The sequence below is a fragment of the Nocardia canadensis genome, assembly GCF_032656385.1.
Taxonomy (GTDB): Bacteria; Actinomycetota; Actinomycetes; order Mycobacteriales; family Mycobacteriaceae; genus Nocardia; species Nocardia canadensis.
In genome coordinates this window covers 934,147-952,172 of the sequence record NZ_JAVCWB010000002.1, presented here as the reverse complement: position 1 = coordinate 952,172, position 18,026 = coordinate 934,147, and the positions used below count along the sequence as shown (strand labels likewise).

The following is an 18,026-nucleotide window of genomic DNA, read 5'->3' as shown; positions in this document are numbered from 1 at the left end:
ATCCATCGAGCCTGCTCACGCAGTCTATCCCCGGCCGACGGCTCGACTCTGTCGGTGCGGTGGGCCAAGATCGAGTCCAGAGCCGACCGGATGGGGAGGGAAGCGGCGATGGAACGCGAGCAGTTCGTGGAAACCGTGCTGGCGAGTGTGCGGGCGCACGGGATCGGTGATGCCGAGTACTCGGCCGAGGATTTCAGCGTGCAGCACAGTGACGGCCGGGTGATCTTCCTGGACAACATTTTTCGTGAGTGCCGCCATCTCGGCCCCGCCGAGAGCGAGGAACGGGTCACCGCCTTCGTCGCGGCGATGACCGGTTCCGACGACGTACCGGGAGACTGGGATTCGGTGCGCCCGATGCTGCGTTCGGTGCTGCGCCCGGTGACGCTGGGCCAGGACGGCCCGCGCCCGCTGCACCGCGCGGCGTTCCCGTTCATCGACGAGGTGATCGTCGTCGATCTGCCGCGGACACGGGCGTTCGTGTCCGTCGAGCAGGTCGCGTCCTGGGGTGTCGACGCCGAGCAGGTCTTCGCCGCGGCGCGCGACAATCTCCTGGCGCTGAGCAAGCCCGGCTCCCCGGCCGAACTACAGATCCTGCGCTTCGTCGATGACGGCGATTCCTACTGCGCCTCCTGGCTGCTGGTGCCGGGCTGGCTGGCCGGGTACGCGGGCGGGGCGGCCCGCCCGGTGGCGTTCATCGCCGAGAACGATTCCCTGCTGGTCGTTCCCGACGATCCGGAGCTGCTGGTCGAGGTGTTCGAGATGATCGAGCAGCAGTACCGCGACGCGGCCCGCCCGGTGTCGCCGCAGGGCTACACGGTCGACGAGCACGGCACGGTCGTCCCCTTCGACGAGGCGGGCCCGCACCCGTCGATGCCGCTGGCGCTGCGGGCGCGTGCGGGCCTGGCCGCGACCGAATACAGCATCCAGACAGACCATCTGAACACCATGTTCGAGGAATATCTGGAACTGCCCGACCTCGACATCGCCCCCGCCTACGCGGCCGCGGTCAACTACGAGGAGTCCACCGACGGCGCCTTCACCTCGGTGGTCTGGGGCGAGGGCGTGGAATACCTGCTCCCGGAGACCGACGTCGTGCGCTTCCTGCGCCGCGACGACAACGACGAGGTCGAACTCGTCTGCACCGTCCCCTTCCCCACCGTCGTCGAGATCCTCGGCCTCACTCCCCTGCCCACCCTCGACCCCATCCGCTTCGAAGCCCGCCACTGGCCCGACCCCACTGCCCTGTCCCGCCTCCGCGCCGCCGACATCGAGCAGTAGGGAGTCAGTCCAGGGGCGGGGCGGTGGTCCAGGAGTCGCCGGCGATGACGAGGTGGTCGAGGTAGCGCAGGCCGACGATGTCGGCGGCGCGGGACAGGAGGGTGCCCGCGCGGCGGTCGTCGGTGCTGGGGGTGGGGTCGCCGGAGGGGTGGTTGTGGACGACGGCGAAGGCGCGGCCGTCATGGCGCAGGACGGTGTTGAGGATCTCCCGGACGGGGACGGCGACGTGGTCGATGGCGCCCTCGGCGACGAAGGCGCGGTGGCGCAGGCGATGCTGGGTGTCACAGATCAGGACGAGCAGGCGTTCGACCCTGGCGCCGGCGAACAGCGGCACCGCGACGCGGGCGATATCGGCGGGGGTGCGCAGCCGCGGCACCGGTTCGCTGGTGCGCGACCGGGTGCCGAGATGGAACGCGGCGATCACCGTCGCCGCTTTGGCGGGTCCGATGCCCGCCCTGCGCGCCAGTTCCTCCGGCCGGGCGGCGGCCAGCTCGGCCAATCCGCCGTACTCGCCCAGCAGGTGCGCCGCGAGCTCGAGCGCGGACTGCCCGCGCGTACCCTGCCCGAGCAGCAGCGCTAGCAGCTCGACATCGCTGAGCGCGTGCGGGCCGAGCAGCAGCAAGCGCTCACGCGGGCGTTGGGCGACGGGCAGATTCGCGATCGGTACCGACATCGTTCCCCCTGCGGATCGGCGACGAGACCGATGATCCCAGCGGGTACCGACACATTCGCCCCGAGCTATCCTTCGGCGACCGCGTCCGCGGCGAGCATCGCGTCGCGCTCGTCCTCCCGTGGGGTGCTGAAGATCGAATCGGCCATCAGCCGTTCGAGATTGCGTAGTTGACGCTCGTGCACGACGATGCGCCGCAACGCCTCGTTGACGGTCGCGTTGCTGTCGGCGGTGCCCATGATGTCGGCCGCCGCGGCCAGCAGGTGCTGATCGAGATCTATCCGCAGGGATCGCAATCGTCCTCCTTCGTCGATCGCAATCTTGCGTTATTCGCGCCGGACGCGTCGGCCGATTCACCGCGTCGTTACCGAATACCCGCGTTCGCAAGCCCGCACAGCAACCGATCGGGAACCTCGCGATCGCGTGCAGGCAAGCGCGCAGAAAACCCTGATGATCGCCGGAAACAGCGGCCTTTCGCCACGAGAACTGTGCAGTTTGCGCAGTTGTGCGCGTCGTTGTTGTCGACGGGAACGCGCGGTGCTTGCCTGGAGGCATGTTCACCGAGGCGCAGCTGTACTCCCCGGTCACGCGTGAGCGCGACGGCGATGTCACTGTGCACCTGAGCGCGGATCATCCCGGCGTCGACGACAGCGACTACCGCGCTCGCCGCAACGCCATCGCCGCGATGGCGCTGGACTATCAGCCGGGCTCCCCCGTTCCACGGATCGACTACACCGACGACGAGCAGCGGGTGTGGCGGATCGCCTCGGCCGAGCTGGCCCGCAAGCACGAGATCTACGCGTGCGGCGAGGTGCGCGAGGCAGCGGCGGCGCTCGACCTGCCGCGCGATCACATCCCACAGCTGGACGAGGTGTCGCGGCTGCTCGCGCCGCTGACCGGCTTCAGCTACGTGCCTGCCGCCGGACTGGTCCCGCTGCGCGAGTTCTTCGGTTCCTTCGCCGAGCGCACCTTCCACTCCACCCAGTACATCCGTCACCACTCGGCCCCGCTCTACACCCCGGAGCCCGACGCGATCCACGAGATCATCGGCCACGCGAACCAGATCGCGAGCCCGAAATTCGCCGCGCTCTACGAGACGGTCGGCGCCGCGGTGGCGCGCTTGGAGACCGAGACGGCGCTGAAATTCCTGGCCGATGTGTTCTGGTTCTCGATGGAGTTCGGCGTCGTCCGCGAGGGCGACGAGATCCGCTGTTACGGCGCCGGGTTGCTGTCCTCCTTCGGCGAGATCGACGAATTCCGGCACGCCCGGCTACGCCCGCTCGACGTCGCGGCGATGGGCACCATCGACTACGACATCACCCACTACCAGCCGGTGTTGTTCTGCGCGGACTCGGTGGCTCAGATCGTCGGCGTGCTCGGCGAATTCTTCGCGACCATGGACGACGAGACACCCGCCAGACTCGGACACCATCCGCACGCCGTCTCATAGCGTTTCCGAAAACGTTGTCACAGAACACAGTTCAACGTTTCGCAATTCTCATCTGCTGAGACGCGGCAGGCGCGGCGGAGCGGTCGCTGTTACCTTCGACCGGTTCTACGAGCTTTTCCGAAAGGGTCGGGTAGACCGAAAATGACTGTGGATGTGACAGATACGCAAGCCGAGCAGAATCCCGAGCCGGAGGCCCCGCTGTGGCTGCAGGGCCGCGAAGCGGTGATCGCCGCGGCGGCACCGACGGAATGGCGTGGCAACGTCCCGGACTACGAACTCAGCCACGAGGTGATCCCGCGCGAGCGCACCACCGAGCACGCCCCCGGCTCGCTCGAGGCGATCGTCGAGGACCTGGTGAAGGTCTTCGAGATGGAGGTCTCGCACAAGGGCGATCCGGCCACCTGGCTGTCGGTGGTCGCCGAGCAGTACCGCGGCCGGGTCAACGGCGGCGAATGGCAGGATGCCGAGGAATTCGCCCGGATCGGCAGCTACAACATCCTGATCGGCGACAACCCGTACTACGAGGCGGCGAACGAGACCTTCGAGTCCTCGCACCACGTCTTCCACACCGCGTTTCCCGGCGGCTTCTTCTGGGAGGTCATCGAGGTGCTGTCCGGCCCGCCGACCGTGAGCTTCCGCTGGCGGCACTGGGGCAAGTACGAGGGCGAGTACAAGGGCCACCAGCCCACCGGTGAGCAGATCGAGATGTTCGGCGTCACCATCGCCCGGGTCAGCGAAGACCTGCGCATCCTCGAGCTGGAGCACTTCTACGACAACAACAAGCTGCTCGGCCCGCTGGCCCACGGCTGCCCCGTGTAGCACGGAAAGGGCGAGTAGTCAGCTCCGGTCGCTGCCGTTCGGTGCGTCATCCGGACCGAACGGCAGCCCCGCCTGCAGGAAGCGCAGGGCGTGCCCGACATTGTCGGCGTTGACCGGCGTGGTGGTCACGATGGCCAGCATGGTGCCGATCATCGCGCCGGCGGCCACCCGCACCTCGAAATCGTCGGCGGGTCTGCCGGTGTATTCGGCCAGCAGTTGCGCCGCCAATTCGATGCTGCGCTGGAATTCCAGGCCGATCGCCGGACGCAGCTCCGGCACGTGGTACAGCAGTGCGTGCCGTTCCTGCTCGAAGGCCATGTCCGCGGGCGACATGCCCGAGAACACCGCCGAGGTGGCGTTGCGGAAGGCGGTCAGCGGATGCAGGCCGCGCGGTTGCGCCGCCAGCGCCTCGATCATCAGCGCGTCCTGGTCGTCGGCGATGACGAGCTGTTCCTTGGTCGGGAAGTAGCGGAAGAAGGTGCTGGGCGAGATCTCGGCGGCCGCCGCGATCTGTTCCACCGTGGTCTCGGTGTAGCCCTGCTCCCGGAACAGCCGGAACGCCTCGACCCGGATGGTGCGGCGGGTCCGCTCCTTCTTCCGCTCGCGCAGCGACATCTCAACCGACATGCATCGATTCTGCCGTATCCGGCGCGTCAGCCGGTGCCGCCGCCCGCTCGCGCAGTACCAGCGCCGCCGCGGCGGCCGCCACCACGCACAGCGCGGCGCATACCCCGAGCATGGTGTTCATGCCGGCGACGAAGGCCTGTTGCACCTGGGCGAGCGTCGCCGGATCGCCCGTCCGGTGTGCGACAGCCACGCCCGCGTTGACGCCGTCGGAGATCGGCTCCCGGTTCAGCGCGCCGAGTTCGGTCCGGTACGTGGTGGCCAGCACCGTGCCGAGCACGGCGACGCCGATGGTGCCGCCTGCCTGCCGGAGTGCTTGCAGCAGTGCCGAACCCGAACCGGCGCGGGCGGCGGTGAGTTCCCCCATCGCCAGGCCCATCGCCGCCGGCATGACCAGACCCATGCCCGCGCCGAGCACCGTCGTCCACAGGGCGGTCGGCCCGTAGCCGCTGTCCACCCTGGTCAGCGCGCCGAGCCCGATCCCGCCCGCCAGGACCAGGAAGCCGGCGGTGAGCACCACGCGCACCCCGAGGCGCGGTAGCAGCAGGTCGACCAGCCTGCTGCCGAGTACCAGGCCACCGATCATCGGCAGCAGTCGCAGGCCGCTGCCGAGCGCGTCGACGCCGAGTACCGCCTGGAAGTACTGCGGGACGGTGAAGAACATGCCGAACATGGCGAAGCTGACCAGGAGGGAAAACGCCGTGCCCCAGCGGAAACCGGGAGCGGCGAACAGGCCGACATCGATGAGCGGGTGCGCGCACCGCCGCTGCCACCACAGGAAGGCGCCGAGCGCGACGACGCCACCGGCCACCGCGAGCCAGCCGAGGGCATCGGCCCAGTCCCGGTCACCGATCCGGATGAAGCCGTAGGTCAGCCCGAGCATACCCGCGGCCGAGAGCGCGGCGCCGAGCAGATCGATGCGAAAGCCGGTGTCGCCGTGTGATTCCGGTACCAGGGTCGCGACCGCCAGCGCGCCGAGCACCACCAGCGGCACATTGATCAGGAACACCGAGCCCCACCAGAAGTGCCGCAGCAGCCAGCCGCCGAGGATCGGCCCCAGCGGCAGGCCGACGGCGGTCGAGGTGACCCAGATCGTCAGCGCACGCTGACGCTGCGCCGGCTCGGTGAACAGCACCGGCAGCACCGCCATCGACAGCGGCATCATGGCCGCGGCGGCGACGCCGAGCGCGACCCTGGCGGCGATCAGCTGCCCGGCCGAGCCGGCGAACGCGCAGGCCAGTGAGGCCAGTCCGAACACGACGAGCGCGCCGAGCAGCACCTTCTTGCGCCCGTAGCGGTCGCCCAGCGCGCCCGCGGGCAGCATCAGCGCGGCCAGCGCGAGGGTGTAGGCGCTGCTGAACCATTGCAGCGCCGAGGTATTCGCGTCGAGGTCGACCGCGAGCGTCGGCAGGGCCACCGTCAGCACGGTGACGTCGAGGCCGATCGTGAGCATCGCCAGGGCGAGGGCGCCGAGGGCGAGCCAGCGGCGGGGGGATTCCGTCCGCATATCTCCTCCAAAATGAAAGTTACAGTCATTTGCTAGTAACTCTCATTTAGTAGATCATGTCAAGACTTGCCACCGGCCGCTGCGCCGGCGCCCGGCGGGCTCGCTACTCTCTGTGGCGATGAAGATCCGCGAACTCGGCGTCCGCGCCGCCAGCTCCCTCGGCGCCGCCGCGATCGCCGCCACCCTGGTCTGCGCCCCCGCCGCCACCGCCGTCCCCGGTTCCGACGCGCCACCGAGCAGCGGACCGAGCACGACGACCACACCCCCGTTCACCACGCCGAACACCGACGACTGCCCGCAGCAGACGCGACCGCCCGCCCCGATCGACGCCTCCGAGGTGCCCGAGCCGGGCGAGCCGACGCCGAGCGCGCTACCGGTGCCCGATGCCCCGATCGGCGGCGACCGGATGAGCGAATGCGGCGTCGTGCTGCCCAAGGGCGCCCCGCCCCTGCCCGCCGACATCTCGGCCACCGCGTGGATGGTCTCCGACCTCGACACCGGGCGCGTGCTCGCGGGCAAGGACCCGCACGGGCGCTACCGCCCCGCCAGCACGATCAAAGTGGCGCTGGCGATCGTCGCGCTGCGCACTCTCGACCTGGACAAGGTCGTGATCGGCACCCAGGCCGACGCCGACGTCGATGGCACCAGGGTCGGCATCGGGCCCGGCGGCCGCTACACCAACCGCCAGCTCATGCAGGCGCTGATCATGTGCTCGGGCAACGACGCCGCGCACGCGATCGCCACCCAGCTCGGCGGTGACAAAGCCACCGTGGCGAAGATGAACGACGTGGCGAAGTCTTTGCGCGCGTTGGATACTCGCGCCGCGACCCCGTCCGGCCTGGACGGCCCCGGCATGAGCACCTCGGCCTACGACCTGTCGGTGCTGTTCCGCGAGGCGATGAGCATCCCGCTGTTCGCCGAGCTCATCCACACCGAGCAGGCCGACTTCCCCGGCTACCCGGCCGATCCGAAGATCCCCGACGACAAGGACCACCCCGGCTTCCCGATCGCCAACGACAACCAGCTGCTCTACAACTACGCGGGCGCGATCGGCGGCAAGACCGGCTTCACCGACGACGCCAGGCAGACCTTCGTCGCCGCCGCTGAGCGTGACGGGCACCGGCTGGTCGTCACCCTGCTCAAGGCCGACGTGCGCCCGATCCGGCCGTGGGAACAGGCGGCCCGGCTGCTCGACTACGGTTTCGCGCTCGACGCCGATGCCCGGATCGGCAAGCTGCCCGAGTCCGGCAGCGCGGCAGTGCATCCCAGCGTGCCGCTGGCCACGCCCCCGCCGCGCGCCGACGGGACGCAGGCCCAACCCGAACAGCAGCCACACCACGCCGCGCGGGTGGCGACCCTGATCGGCGGGCCGATCGTGGTGCTGGCGCTGCTGCTGTGGGCGCGGCGCAGCTACCGGCGCAGGCGCTGAGTCAGCGGCGCCTGCCGAACACCAGCAGCGCCAGCGCGGCGACCGCGCCCGCGCCGAAGTAGGCGGCGCCCGCCCCGGTCGACATGCCGCGATCGACCACGCGCGGCCGGATGACCACCGCGTTCGGCGGCGCCACCTCTGCATCGCGTTCGTTGTCCGACGAGGTCGCCGCCCAGGCGGTCGCGAACAGCAGGATGCGGTAGGTGGTGTAGCTGAACACCATCAGACCGATGATGGAGCCGAACGTCGCGCCCGCCGGACTGCGCAGCACCATCTGCAGGTAGATGGCGGCGATCTGTTTGAAGATCTCGAACGCGATCGCCGCCAGCGCCGCCGCGCGCGCCGCGCTGCGCAGCGAGACCGGCTCGCGCGGCAGGCGGGCGATCATCCAGGCGAAGACCGCCCACGAGGCGAGCAGACCGAGCGCGATCGACACCACCGCGAGTACCACCGGCGCGCCGGGCAGATGATCGGCGCCGATGAGCGCGAGCAGCTGCGCGCCGAGCCCGCTCGACGCGAGCGCCGAGAGCCCGAGCGAGACCACGAACGCCAGGCCGAGGCCGATCAGCGCGCCGAGGTCGGACAGTTTGCTACGCCACCACGGACTTTCGGGGCTCTGCACCTCCCACTGCTCGGTGAGCGCGGCCCGCAGATTCGCGATCCAGCCGAGCCCGGTATACAGACCGACGAGCAGACCGAGCAGACCGACCGTGCCGCGCGAGCGGATCGCCTGATCGATCAGGTCGTTGATCTGGGTGCCGAAGGAGCCCGGGATGTTCTCCACGACGCTCTCCTGGAGCCGGGCGAGCAGCTCCGGCTGCCCGGCCAGGATGAAACCGGCCACCGAGAACGCCACCATCAGCAGCGGAAACAGCGACAGCACAGTGAAGTACGTGATGCCCGCGGCGAAGTAGTCACCGCGCTGCCGCTGGAATCGACCGCCGGCCCTGACCAGATGATCCAGCCAGGGCCTGCGCCCGATCTGCTTCTCGACCGCGGCCGAGATGTTGTCGACGAGCTGCATGGCACGCGCCCTTTCGGCCGAAACCGCAGGCGCACACCGGGTCAGCGAGCCAGGAAGCCCACCCGGTCGTACACCTGCGCCAGTGTGTTGCCTGCGATCTCGCGTGCCCGCTCGGCACCCGAGGCCAGGATCCGGTCCAATTCGGCCGGATCCGAGAGGTATTCCTGCACCTTCTGCTGGACGGGAGTGACGAATTCGACCAGCGCGTCGGCCACGTCGGCCTTGAGATCACCGTAACCCTTACCCGCGAAATTCTCCTCCAGGGTGACGATCGGGGTTTCGGTGAGCGCGCTCAGGATCACCAGCAGATTGCTCACGCCCGCCTTGTGCTCCGGGTCGTAGCGGATCTCGCGCTCGGTGTCGGTGACCGCCGACTTGACCTTCTTCGCGGTGACCTTCGGATCGTCGAGCAGGTTGATCAGGCCCGCGTCGGTGGCGGCCGACTTGCTCATCTTCGCGGTCGGATCCTGCAGGTCGAAGATCTTGGCCGTGCCCTTGACGATATGCGGCTCCGGCACGACGAAGGTCTTCTTGAAGCGGGTGTTGAAGCGCTGGGCCAGGTTTCGGGTCAGCTCCAGGTGCTGGCGCTGGTCCTCGCCGACCGGCACCTGGTGCGGGCGGTAGAGCAGGATGTCGGCGGCCATCAGCACCGGGTAGGTGAACAGGCCGACCGTCGCGTTCTCCGCGCCCTGCTTGACCGACTTGTCCTTGAACTGGGTCATCCGGCTGGCCTCACCGAAACCGGTGATGCAGCTCAGGACCCAGGCCAGCTCGGCGTGTTCGGGCACCTGGCTCTGCACGAACAGGGTGGACTTCTTCGGGTCGATGCCGAGCGCGAGCAGCTGGGCGGCGGCGGCCTTGGTGCGGGCCCGCAGCGCCTTGGGGTCCTGGCTGACGGTGATCGCGTGCATGTCCGGAATGAAGTACAGCGCGTCGTAGTCGTCCTGCATGGTCACCCAGTACTGCAGCGCACCCAGGTAGTTGCCGAGGTGGAAGGAGTCGCTGGTGGGCTGGATGCCCGACAGCACCCGCTGCTTGCGTTCGGCCGTCGCGGCCGGGGCAGGACTGGACATGCCCCCGATCTTTCCATGACGCTCAAACCGTTTTGTCGGGCGGTGCGCCCCGACGGCCCTGCGTGGTTACACTGCGCTACCGCCTCCGGGCCCGCCGGTCACACCGCGGCATTTCGCTGCACCCAGTTGCGCGGATCGACGCCGGGCATACTCGGCTTGCCCGCCTTGACCATCCGCTGTTCGCGGCGGGCCAGCAGCTGGTAGGAGGGCGTGCTCGGCCCGGCGAGCGCGCCGGCCAGCACCCGGGGCGCCAGCGGCGGGGCGACGTGCGCGGTCCGCAGGCTACGGCACAGCGCGCCGTAGGCCAGCTGATCGGCGATCCCCCACTCGATGCCGTACATGTCCCGGATCCGGGCGGGCAGGCTGCCCTGCACCAGCAGATACAGTGCCGAGCCGACCTGCTCGGCGGGCGGGCGCAGGCGATAGGCCTTGCGATGGCCCGCCAGGTACGAGCCGACCAGATCGGCCTCCTCGGTGAGGAACAGCTCGGCCGAGTTCAGGTAGTCGTCGAAGTACCGGCGGAAGGCCGGGTAGTCGGCGGGCGCGGCCTCGCGCGGCATGCCGAACAGCTCGCCCCAGCGAACGTAGTCCTGATAGAGGTCCTCGCGTTCGGTGGCGGTGAGTTCGCGGACCAGCCGGTCGTACATCGCCTCGGCGGAGTCGAAGGTGAAGGCCATGGTCATGAACATCAGGTGCGGATCGTGCGCGGCGTAGGCGGTGCCCGCCGGATAGTGCGCGCCCGCGTCCTCGGGCAGGGCGCCGACCACCTTCTCGTGCTTGCGCCGGGTGAAGGCCAGGGCACGGTCGGCCTCGGCCTTGCTGCCGAGGAAGACCGCCTCGAACAGCGCACCGGTGATGGCCAGCCGGGTGTAGGGCGTCGCGCGGTGCGCGGTGTGCTCGCTGGTGCCGACGAACAGCAGCGGGTGCACCGCGCCGATCACCAGCGCCCGGACGCCGTAGGTCAGCCCCACCGCCCGCTTGCTCATCACCCGTCGAATCATCGAATCGTCGGCGAAATATCCGGGTTCGCCTTGCCGTGCGGCCATGCTGCGCCTCCTCATCGAGTGCATCTGGCAATAGAATCCACCAGATTTGATAATCTGGCAAGAGTCTCTACCAGAAAACCTTCCCGCGACGGCAGGACGCAGAATGGGAGCTGTGGCAGCACAACGCACCTACGGTGGCGTCTCGGCCGAACAACGACAGGCCCAACGCCGAACCGCCCTCCTCGACGCGGCGCTCGACATCGTCGCCGAGGACGGGCAGGCCAAGCTCACCGTCGCCGGGCTCTGCGCCCGCGCGGGCCTCAACGAGCGCTACTACTACGAGAATTTCGAGCATCGCGACGGCGTGCTCGAGGCCCTGCTCGACCGCATCGCCGAGGAGCTGACCGCATCGATCGTGACGGCGCTGGCCACGGCGGACCCCGACAGCAGGTCCCAGTCGCGCGCCGCGATCGACGCGGGCATCTCGGTGCTCATCGACGACCCGCGCAAGGCGAAGGCCGCGCTGATCGCGGGCATGGCGACGCCGGAGCTGCGGGCCCGCACCGCCCGCACGGTGCGGGCGTTCTCCCGCTTGGTCGCCGCCGAGGGCACCGGCTTCTACGGGGTCGAGGTACCGCAGAAGCTCGTCGACTTCCGCGCGATCTACCTCATCGGCGGGTTGACCCAGACCCTCACGACCTGGCTGGCCGGCGATCTGGACCTGACCCGCGAGGAACTGATCGACCAGGTCACCGAGGTGTTCGTCCTCCTCGGCGACGACCTGGCCGAACGGCACCGCTGAAGCCGACCGATCACCGACCCGCGACGCGTGGCACTCCCACGCGCAGTTCGGTCCGAGGCTGCCGCACGGCTGCGACGATCCGTCGGCCGATCACGCTGTCGATCACCGACACGACCTCCGGTGTCGTCAGCGCCGATCCGCTTGTCGTCAGTCGGTCAGCGTGACGGCGCCGAAGTCGTCGGGCTCGCCCTGCAGGACGACGCGGAAGGCGACGTCGCGGCGCGACCAGTAGGCGGCGCAGTCACGCATGGCGCTGTCGAACCAGGCGCGCTCGGTGGGGTCGTCGGCGAGCAGTTCGGCGGCGGCGCGGACCACCACGACGTAGCCGGGCGCGTCGCCGACGAAATCGTCCAGGTCGCGCAGGCATTCGTCGAAGGCGTCCTTGTTCGCGCCGAAGTAGTACGGGAACTGGAAGGCCGCGGCGAACTCGTCGAAGAGTTCGGCGGTGGTGCGCATCTTGGGTCCGCGCAGTTCGCGGACGCGGTAGTCGGCCGGCGCGTCGTAGCGGACGCCGCTGAACTGGTTGGCGTCCACCGGCAGGGCGCCGAGCACCGGCGGCGCGGCGGCCACGGCGGGCGCCTCCGCGCTGGGACGAGCAAGGAACCGCGACAGCGTCATTCGCGTCGTCATCAGCGCATCCTCGTGAAGGTCTCGTAGTGGTCGCCGGTGTACCAGGCGGTGCCGTCGCTGCCGGTGACGATGCGCTCGGCATCGCGAGACCGGTTGCGCTGCTTGGGATTGACGTCCCACTCCTGGTAGGTCACGGCTTTGCCCGCCGAATCCTTCGGCGGCAGTTTGGTTCCCCGGTTCATCCACTGCTCGCCGCCCTTGGTGCCGGGCGCGTTCGCCGAATCAGGCCAGCGTCCGGCATCGATCTCCACGAGCGTGGCGTAGGCGCGATCGGGCACGCCCGCCGCCTTGGTGACCGGGGCCGCGCTGGAATTCCCGGCGGGCGGGCCCGGCTTCGGCGCGGCCTTGGTGGTGGTGACCCCGGCGACCGCGCGGGTGGTGGTCGCCGCGGTGGTGTCCTCGCCGCCGCGCCCGGTGAGCAGGGTGAAGCCCACCGCGAGCACGATCAGCACGAGTCCGCCGAGCAGACCGAGCGTCTTGCGCGAGAGATTCATCGGTACTGCACCGTCACGGGAGCGTGGTCGGACCAGCGCTGGTCGTAGGCGTCGGCGCGTTCGACGACGGCCTGCTTGGCGCGTCCGGGCAGTTCACCCAGGGCCAGCTGGTAATCGATGCGCCAGCCCGAGTCGTTGTCGAAGGCGCGGCCACGGTAGGACCACCAGCTGTAGGGGCCCGCGACGTCGGGGTGCAGGGCCCGCACCACGTCGACGTAGCCGGCCGCCAGCAGTTCGGCGATCCAGGCGCGTTCCTCCGGCAGGAACCCCGCCGACTTCTGGTTGCCCTTCCAGTTCTTCAGGTCGACCTCGGCGGGCGCGATGTTCCAGTCACCGCTGACCACGAACTCGCCGGTCCGCGTCTTCAGGTAGGCGCCGAACTCGGCCATGAACCGGTACTTCTCGTCCTGCTTGGGGGTGTTCTCCTCCCCCGAGTGCACGTACACGCTGGCCACGGTGACCTCGTCGAAGTCCGCCTCGATGTAGCGCCCGGACTCGGCGAACTCGCTGCTGCCGAAGCCGATCCGCACCGCGTCGGGGGTCCGGCGCGACAGGATGCCGACTCCGGCGCGCCCCTTCGACTCCGGTTCGGCGTGCGAGAGCACCCAGCCCGCCTCGAGCGCGGGCGCCAGCGCGGCGGCGACCTGGGCATCGGTCGCCCTGGTCTCCTGCAAGCACACGATGTCGGCTTCGGTCGCGTCGAGCCAGGGCAACATGCCCTTGGTCGCCGCGGCGCGCACGCCGTTGACGTTCACGGTTGAAAGGATGAGAGCCACCGGACGACCGTACAATGACAGGTCAGGAATGCTCCCCCGGACACTGTCGTCCAGGAAGGGGTGATTGACGATGACGTCACGCACCGCCAAGTCCACTGCCCGGCCGTCGCCTGTCGCGGCGCTGCACCTCGGGTCCGGTGATCCGGTCCTGCTGTTGCACGGGTTCATGTTGTCGCCGCACTGCTGGGAGCAGGTGGCGCGGCGGATGTCGGCCCACTGCGAGGTGTACGCACCCGCGTTCGCCGGGCACTGGGGTGGGCCGAAGGTCGAGGGCTGGTCTCTGGATGTGTACGCGCTGGCCGATCAGATCGAGGATCAGCTCGACGAGCTGGGCTGGCAGACCTGTCACATCGCGGGCAACTCGCTGGGCGCCTGGGTCGGGCTGGAGTTGACGCGGCGCGGGCGGGCGCTCACGCTCACCGCGATCGCGCCGGCGGGCGGCTGGGATTCGCCCTCGTTCACTCAGGTGCGAATCGGCGCCAAGTTCGCCTCGCTGGTCCCGTTCGTCGAGGTCGGCAAGCGGATCAGTGGCCTGGTGATCAACAACCCGCTGGTCCAGCAGGTCGCCGCGCTGATGCTGAGCAAGCACACCAGCGCGGTGGCCAAGCGCGACCTCGCCACGATCATCGCGGCCGTCCTGCACTGCGACGCGATCGTGCCGATGCTGCTCGGCAGCCTGCGCGCGCCCGCGATGGACGACCTGAGCGAGCTGTCCGCCCCGGTCCGCATGCTGCTCGCCGAGTACGACCGGATCATCCCCAACCATGTCTACGCCACCCGCTACCTGCGCGAGCTCCCCGAATCCGCGGATCGCATCCTGGTCAACGGCGTGGGTCACGTGCCGATGCTGGAGGCGCCGGACCGGATCGCCACCCTCATCGCCGAGCACATCTACGCCAGCCGCGGTCACCTGCGCGCGGTCTGAGCACGCGAGAACCCGGCCGCGCGAGGCGCTCTCGCGGCCGGGTTCGCCGATCGCTACTTGCCGAGCAGACCCTTGGCGATGTGGGTCACCTGGATCTCGTTGCTGCCCGCGTAGATCATCAGTGACTTCGCGTCACGCGCGAGCTGCTCCACCCGGTACTCGCTCATATAGCCGTTGCCGCCGAACAGCTGCACCGCCTCCATCGCGACCTCGGTGGCCGCCTCCGAGCAATAGAGCTTCATCGCCGACGCTTCGGCCAGGCTCGGCGGCTTGCCCGCCTTGCCACGCTCGAGCACGTTGAACACCATGTTCTGGACATTGATCCGGGCCACCTCCATCTTGGCCAGCTTGAGCTGGATCAGCTGGAACTTCCCGATCTCCTGCCCCCACAGCGTGCGGGTGCGCGCGTAGTCGACGCACAGCCGGTGACACTCCTCGATGATGCCCAGCGCCATGAAGCCGACGCCGACCCGCTCGGCGGTGAAACTGGCTCTGGCGCTCTCGCGTCCGTCGCCACCGCGATGCTCCTCGGTCTCGCCGAGCAGCCGGTCGCGGCCGAGCCGGACATTGTCGAAGAACAGTTCACCGGTCGGTGAGGAGTGCAGGCCCATCTTCTTGAACGGCTTGCCCTGGGTGAGCCCCGGCATGCCCTTGTCCAGCACGAAGGTCAGCACCTTGCGGTGGCGCTTGTCGGCGCCGTCGCCCTCGTCGAGCTTGGCGTAGACGATCATCACGTCGGCGCACGGGCCATTGGTGATGAAGGTCTTCTGGCCGTTGAGGATGTAGTCGTCGCCGTCGCGCTCGACGCGAGTCTTCATGCCGCCGAAGGCATCCGAGCCGGAGTCGGGCTCGGTGATCGCCCACGACGCCACCTTGCGCAGGGTGACGATGTCGGCGAGCCAGCGTTGCTTCTGCGCGAGAGTGCCCCGCGACATGATGGTGGTGGCGCCCAGCCCGATGCTGACACCCAGTGCCGACACCAAACCCATACAGACGCCGGACAGTTCGCTGATCAGCACCGCCATCATCGACTGCTGCCCGGCGAACGGCGACCCACCGCCGCCGCCGGACTTCTCGCCGGGACCGGCCGCCTCCTTGGCCAGCATCTTGGTGACGGCGTCCTCGCCCATCGCGTCGATCCCGAACTGGCTGAACAGTTTCCGCAGGATCGGGTACGGCAGCATCTCACCGCTGTCGAGGGCGTCCAGATGCGGACGGACTTCCTTGTCGATGAAGGTCCGCACGGCATCGCGGATCATCAGATCGGTTTCGGACCATTCGAACATCGTCGTTCTCCCGCCGCTCAGGGCAGCCGCACGGCGATGTCGTCGATCGCCCACGGCCCTTCGGTCTCGATGGTCTTCACATCGTGCCAGCCGGCCAGCTCGGAGATGGCGCCTCCCTGCACGGCGAACACCTTGCCGGTGATCGGGCACTTGTCCGAGGCCAGGTAGGCGACCAGCGGCGAGATATTGGCCGGGCTGAACGCGTCGAACCCGCCGGACTCCTCGGCCGCGGCGGCCTCGGCGGCGAACATCGCGCCCATGCCGGGGGTGGCCAGGGTGAGCCGGGTGCGCGCGATCGGCGCGATCGCGTTGACCCGCACCCCGTAGCGGCCCAGTTCCTCGGCGGCGACCTGGGTGAGCGCCGCGATGCCCGCCTTGGCGGCGCCGTAGTTGGCCTGGCCCGCGTTCGGCAGGGTGACTCCCGAGGCCGACGCGGTGTTCACGACCGCGGCGTTGGGCTGGTTGCCCGCCTTGCTCTGCGCCTTCCAGTAGGCGGCGGCGTGGTGCAGCACGGCGGCATGGCCCTTGAGGTGCACGGCGATCACCGCGTCCCACTGCGCCTCGTCCATCGCGGCGACGAAGACGTCACGCAGGATGCCCGCGTTGTTGACGACGATGTCGAGCCCGCCGAGCTCACCGACCGCCTGGGCGATCAGGTTCTGCGCGCCGTCCCAGGTCGCGATGTCGTCGGTATTGGCGACGGCGATGCCGCCCGCCGCGCCGATCTCGTCGACCACCTGCTGCGCCGGGCCGGAATCGGCGCCCTCACCGGCATTGCTGCCGCCGAGATCGTTGACCACGACCTTCGCGCCTTCGCGCGCGAACAACAGCGCGTGCTCACGGCCGATGCCGCGACCCGCGCCGGTGATCACGGCGACCTTGCCTGCCAGGGAACTCATGGATGACTCCTGTGTGTGATGAAGGGTTCAGTCGGCGATCTCGGCGAGGCCGTCGCTGAGGACGACGTCCGCGCCGCGCACCGTCTCGAAGGCATAGGTGGTGACGCCGTCCGCGCTGGTGACAGGCCAGATCCGGGTCTGCAGATCGTCGCCGGGGAAGACGAGCTTGGCGAAACGCACCGCGAAGCGCCGCAGCCGATGCACGTCCGAGCCCGCCGTCGCGGTGAGCACGCCCCACGACGCCATCGCCATGGTGCACAGCCCGTGCGCGATGATCCCGGGCAGTCCGGCGTCCTTGGCGACCTGCTCGTCCAGATGCAGCGGCATCGGATCGCCCGAGGCGGGCGAGTAGCGGAAGGTCTGGTCGTCGTCGACGTGGTGCTCGACAACCGCGAACGGCGCGCTCGCGCGTCGACTTTCGTCGAAGCGATGCGCAGGCGCCTGCTCCCCGACCGACTTGCCCGCGTCGATACCGCGGAAGAAGGCGGTGAGGTACTGCTCGTTGACCAGTTCGCCTGCCGTGTCCCGGCATTCGACCAGGATGGTGACGGTCGTGCCGGTCGACTTGCTGGTGTAGCCGACCGCCTTGGCCCGCGAGACCAGCTGCTCACCAGGGCGGATCGGCCGGTGGAAGTGGAAGTCCTGCTCGCCGTGCACGACCCGGCCGAAGATGTCCATCGGCGCCACGTCGAGGATCGGCATCATCATGGCCTCGAACACCGGGACGATGGCGAAGACCGGGGGCGCGACGCTGCCGTCGCGATGGGTCCGGATCGGGTCGTTGGTCGCGGCGGCGTAGTCGACGATCCGCTCCGCGGTGACGGCGAATTCCTCGGCGTCGCTCCATTTTTCCAGGCCGGCGTCGTCGAATTCGACGATGCGGCCGCCCGCTGCGTGTGCTGTCATCCCCGCGCCCCTACGCCGAGGCCAGCGCGTCGAGCTGGTCGAGGGATTTGTCGAGCTGGGTGCGGCCGTCCTTCTCCACCGCCTTGCCCAGCGCGCCCTTGATCAGGGCGCCCTCGAAGTCACCCGAGACCAGGATGGTGCTGCCGGAGCCCGCGGGCTGGATGTCGAAGGTGAATTCGGTGCGGACACCGGCCATTCCGGCACCGGCCAGGGTCAGCCGGTTCGGCACCTGGACCGCCCGGACAGTCCATTCGATCTTGTTGGCCATGCCGAGCATCACGATCTTGGCGACCAGTGCGGCGCCCTCGGCCAGCACGGCGGGCGGTTCCTCCATGAACTTCTCGTGGATGGTGAACCACTTGTCCCAGGTCTGCGGGTCGGAGACGACCGCCCACAGCGCCTCCGGAGTGGCCGTGACGGTCTTGGTGGCTTCGATGTGTCCCATTGC

20 protein-coding genes are annotated in these 18,026 nt (G+C 69.2%); 6 read left to right on the top strand and 14 right to left on the bottom strand.

Annotated elements, in window-relative coordinates; all coding sequences use genetic code 11:
• Positions 1-108: 108 nt before the first annotated feature.
• Complete coding sequence (locus Q7X29_RS07560; RefSeq protein WP_218717679.1) at positions 109-1,278, top strand: hypothetical protein; 1,170 nt, start codon at positions 109-111, stop codon at positions 1,276-1,278.
• A gap of 4 nt (positions 1,279-1,282) precedes the next feature.
• Here the strand turns inward: Q7X29_RS07560 and Q7X29_RS07555 are convergent, their stop codons facing one another.
• Together Q7X29_RS07555 and Q7X29_RS07550 are read right to left on the bottom strand one after the other, a co-directional pair.
• Positions 1,283-1,951, bottom strand: coding sequence for a JAB domain-containing protein (locus Q7X29_RS07555; RefSeq protein ID WP_218717678.1), 669 nt, complete (start codon positions 1,949-1,951; stop codon positions 1,283-1,285).
• A 65-nt stretch (positions 1,952-2,016) separates the two neighbouring features.
• Positions 2,017-2,244, bottom strand: coding sequence for a type II toxin-antitoxin system VapB family antitoxin (locus tag Q7X29_RS07550; RefSeq protein ID WP_218717677.1), 228 nt, complete (start codon positions 2,242-2,244; stop codon positions 2,017-2,019).
• A gap of 257 nt (positions 2,245-2,501) precedes the next feature.
• Between Q7X29_RS07550 and Q7X29_RS07545 the strand changes: the two genes are divergently transcribed.
• Positions 2,502-3,398, top strand: a complete 897-nt coding sequence (locus Q7X29_RS07545) for a phenylalanine 4-monooxygenase (protein WP_218717676.1) — start codon at positions 2,502-2,504, stop codon at positions 3,396-3,398.
• A 153-nt stretch (positions 3,399-3,551) separates the two neighbouring features.
• The gene (locus Q7X29_RS07540) at positions 3,552-4,217 is read left to right on the top strand and encodes a SnoaL-like polyketide cyclase (protein WP_316573625.1); all 666 of its coding nucleotides are present in this window, start codon (positions 3,552-3,554) and stop codon (positions 4,215-4,217) included.
• Positions 4,218-4,235: 18 nt separating this feature from the next.
• Here the strand turns inward: Q7X29_RS07540 and Q7X29_RS07535 are convergent, their stop codons facing one another.
• Positions 4,236-4,844, bottom strand: a complete 609-nt coding sequence (locus Q7X29_RS07535; protein WP_255587495.1) for a TetR family transcriptional regulator — start codon at positions 4,842-4,844, stop codon at positions 4,236-4,238.
• The gene (locus tag Q7X29_RS07530; protein WP_316573624.1) at positions 4,834-6,348 is read right to left on the bottom strand and encodes an MFS transporter; all 1,515 of its coding nucleotides are present in this window, start codon (positions 6,346-6,348) and stop codon (positions 4,834-4,836) included. Before Q7X29_RS07530 ends, Q7X29_RS07535 begins: the two co-directional genes overlap by 11 nt.
• Positions 6,349-6,466: 118 nt before the next feature.
• On the opposite strand from Q7X29_RS07530, the gene Q7X29_RS07525 reads away from it, so the two are divergent.
• Positions 6,467-7,777 carry a D-alanyl-D-alanine carboxypeptidase family protein gene (locus Q7X29_RS07525; protein WP_218717673.1) on the top strand — a complete coding sequence of 437 codons (1,311 nt, stop codon included), beginning with the start codon at positions 6,467-6,469 and terminating at the stop codon, positions 7,775-7,777.
• 1 nt (position 7,778) lies between these two features.
• Here the strand turns inward: Q7X29_RS07525 and yhjD are convergent, their stop codons facing one another.
• From yhjD to Q7X29_RS07510, 3 genes are all read right to left on the bottom strand, one after another.
• Positions 7,779-8,801 (bottom strand): inner membrane protein YhjD, encoded by a 1,023-nt coding sequence (gene yhjD, locus Q7X29_RS07520; protein WP_218717672.1) that lies wholly within the window; start codon positions 8,799-8,801, stop codon positions 7,779-7,781.
• A gap of 41 nt (positions 8,802-8,842) precedes the next feature.
• Positions 8,843-9,874 carry a tryptophan--tRNA ligase gene (gene trpS, locus Q7X29_RS07515; protein ID WP_218717671.1) on the bottom strand — a complete coding sequence of 344 codons (1,032 nt, stop codon included), beginning with the start codon at positions 9,872-9,874 and terminating at the stop codon, positions 8,843-8,845.
• Between the two features lie 98 nt (positions 9,875-9,972).
• Positions 9,973-10,920 carry an oxygenase MpaB family protein gene (locus tag Q7X29_RS07510; protein WP_218717670.1) on the bottom strand — a complete coding sequence of 316 codons (948 nt, stop codon included), beginning with the start codon at positions 10,918-10,920 and terminating at the stop codon, positions 9,973-9,975.
• Positions 10,921-11,023: 103 nt separating this feature from the next.
• Here Q7X29_RS07510 and Q7X29_RS07505 point away from each other — a divergent pair, with 103 nt between their 5' ends.
• Positions 11,024-11,662, top strand: a complete 639-nt coding sequence (locus tag Q7X29_RS07505; RefSeq protein WP_218717669.1) for a TetR/AcrR family transcriptional regulator — start codon at positions 11,024-11,026, stop codon at positions 11,660-11,662.
• A gap of 147 nt (positions 11,663-11,809) precedes the next feature.
• Here the strand turns inward: Q7X29_RS07505 and Q7X29_RS07500 are convergent, their stop codons facing one another.
• The 3 genes from Q7X29_RS07500 to Q7X29_RS07490 are packed head-to-tail and all read right to left on the bottom strand — an operon-like array spanning position 11,810 to position 13,562.
• Complete coding sequence (locus Q7X29_RS07500) at positions 11,810-12,292, bottom strand: barstar family protein (protein ID WP_316573623.1); 483 nt, start codon at positions 12,290-12,292, stop codon at positions 11,810-11,812.
• Positions 12,292-12,786 carry a ribonuclease domain-containing protein gene (locus tag Q7X29_RS07495; RefSeq protein ID WP_218717666.1) on the bottom strand — a complete coding sequence of 165 codons (495 nt, stop codon included), beginning with the start codon at positions 12,784-12,786 and terminating at the stop codon, positions 12,292-12,294. The genes Q7X29_RS07500 and Q7X29_RS07495 overlap by 1 nt, the downstream gene beginning before the upstream one ends.
• On the bottom strand, positions 12,783-13,562 hold the full coding sequence (locus Q7X29_RS07490) for an exodeoxyribonuclease III (RefSeq protein ID WP_218717665.1): 780 nt from the start codon (positions 13,560-13,562) through the stop codon (positions 12,783-12,785). Before Q7X29_RS07490 ends, Q7X29_RS07495 begins: the two co-directional genes overlap by 4 nt.
• A gap of 70 nt (positions 13,563-13,632) precedes the next feature.
• On the opposite strand from Q7X29_RS07490, the gene Q7X29_RS07485 reads away from it, so the two are divergent.
• The gene (locus Q7X29_RS07485) at positions 13,633-14,487 is read left to right on the top strand and encodes an alpha/beta fold hydrolase (RefSeq protein WP_316573622.1); all 855 of its coding nucleotides are present in this window, start codon (positions 13,633-13,635) and stop codon (positions 14,485-14,487) included.
• A 53-nt stretch (positions 14,488-14,540) separates the two neighbouring features.
• Here Q7X29_RS07485 and Q7X29_RS07480 read toward each other — a convergent pair whose 3' ends face one another.
• The 4 genes from Q7X29_RS07480 to Q7X29_RS07465 are packed head-to-tail and all read right to left on the bottom strand — an operon-like array spanning position 14,541 to position 18,023.
• On the bottom strand, positions 14,541-15,773 hold the full coding sequence (locus tag Q7X29_RS07480) for an acyl-CoA dehydrogenase family protein (protein ID WP_218717663.1): 1,233 nt from the start codon (positions 15,771-15,773) through the stop codon (positions 14,541-14,543).
• Between the two features lie 17 nt (positions 15,774-15,790).
• Positions 15,791-16,672 carry an SDR family oxidoreductase gene (locus Q7X29_RS07475; RefSeq protein WP_316573621.1) on the bottom strand — a complete coding sequence of 294 codons (882 nt, stop codon included), beginning with the start codon at positions 16,670-16,672 and terminating at the stop codon, positions 15,791-15,793.
• Positions 16,673-16,699: 27 nt separating this feature from the next.
• The gene (locus tag Q7X29_RS07470) at positions 16,700-17,578 is read right to left on the bottom strand and encodes a MaoC/PaaZ C-terminal domain-containing protein (protein ID WP_316573620.1); all 879 of its coding nucleotides are present in this window, start codon (positions 17,576-17,578) and stop codon (positions 16,700-16,702) included.
• A 10-nt stretch (positions 17,579-17,588) separates the two neighbouring features.
• Positions 17,589-18,023 (bottom strand): type II toxin-antitoxin system Rv0910 family toxin, encoded by a 435-nt coding sequence (locus Q7X29_RS07465; RefSeq protein WP_316573619.1) that lies wholly within the window; start codon positions 18,021-18,023, stop codon positions 17,589-17,591.
• Positions 18,024-18,026 lie beyond the last annotated feature (3 nt).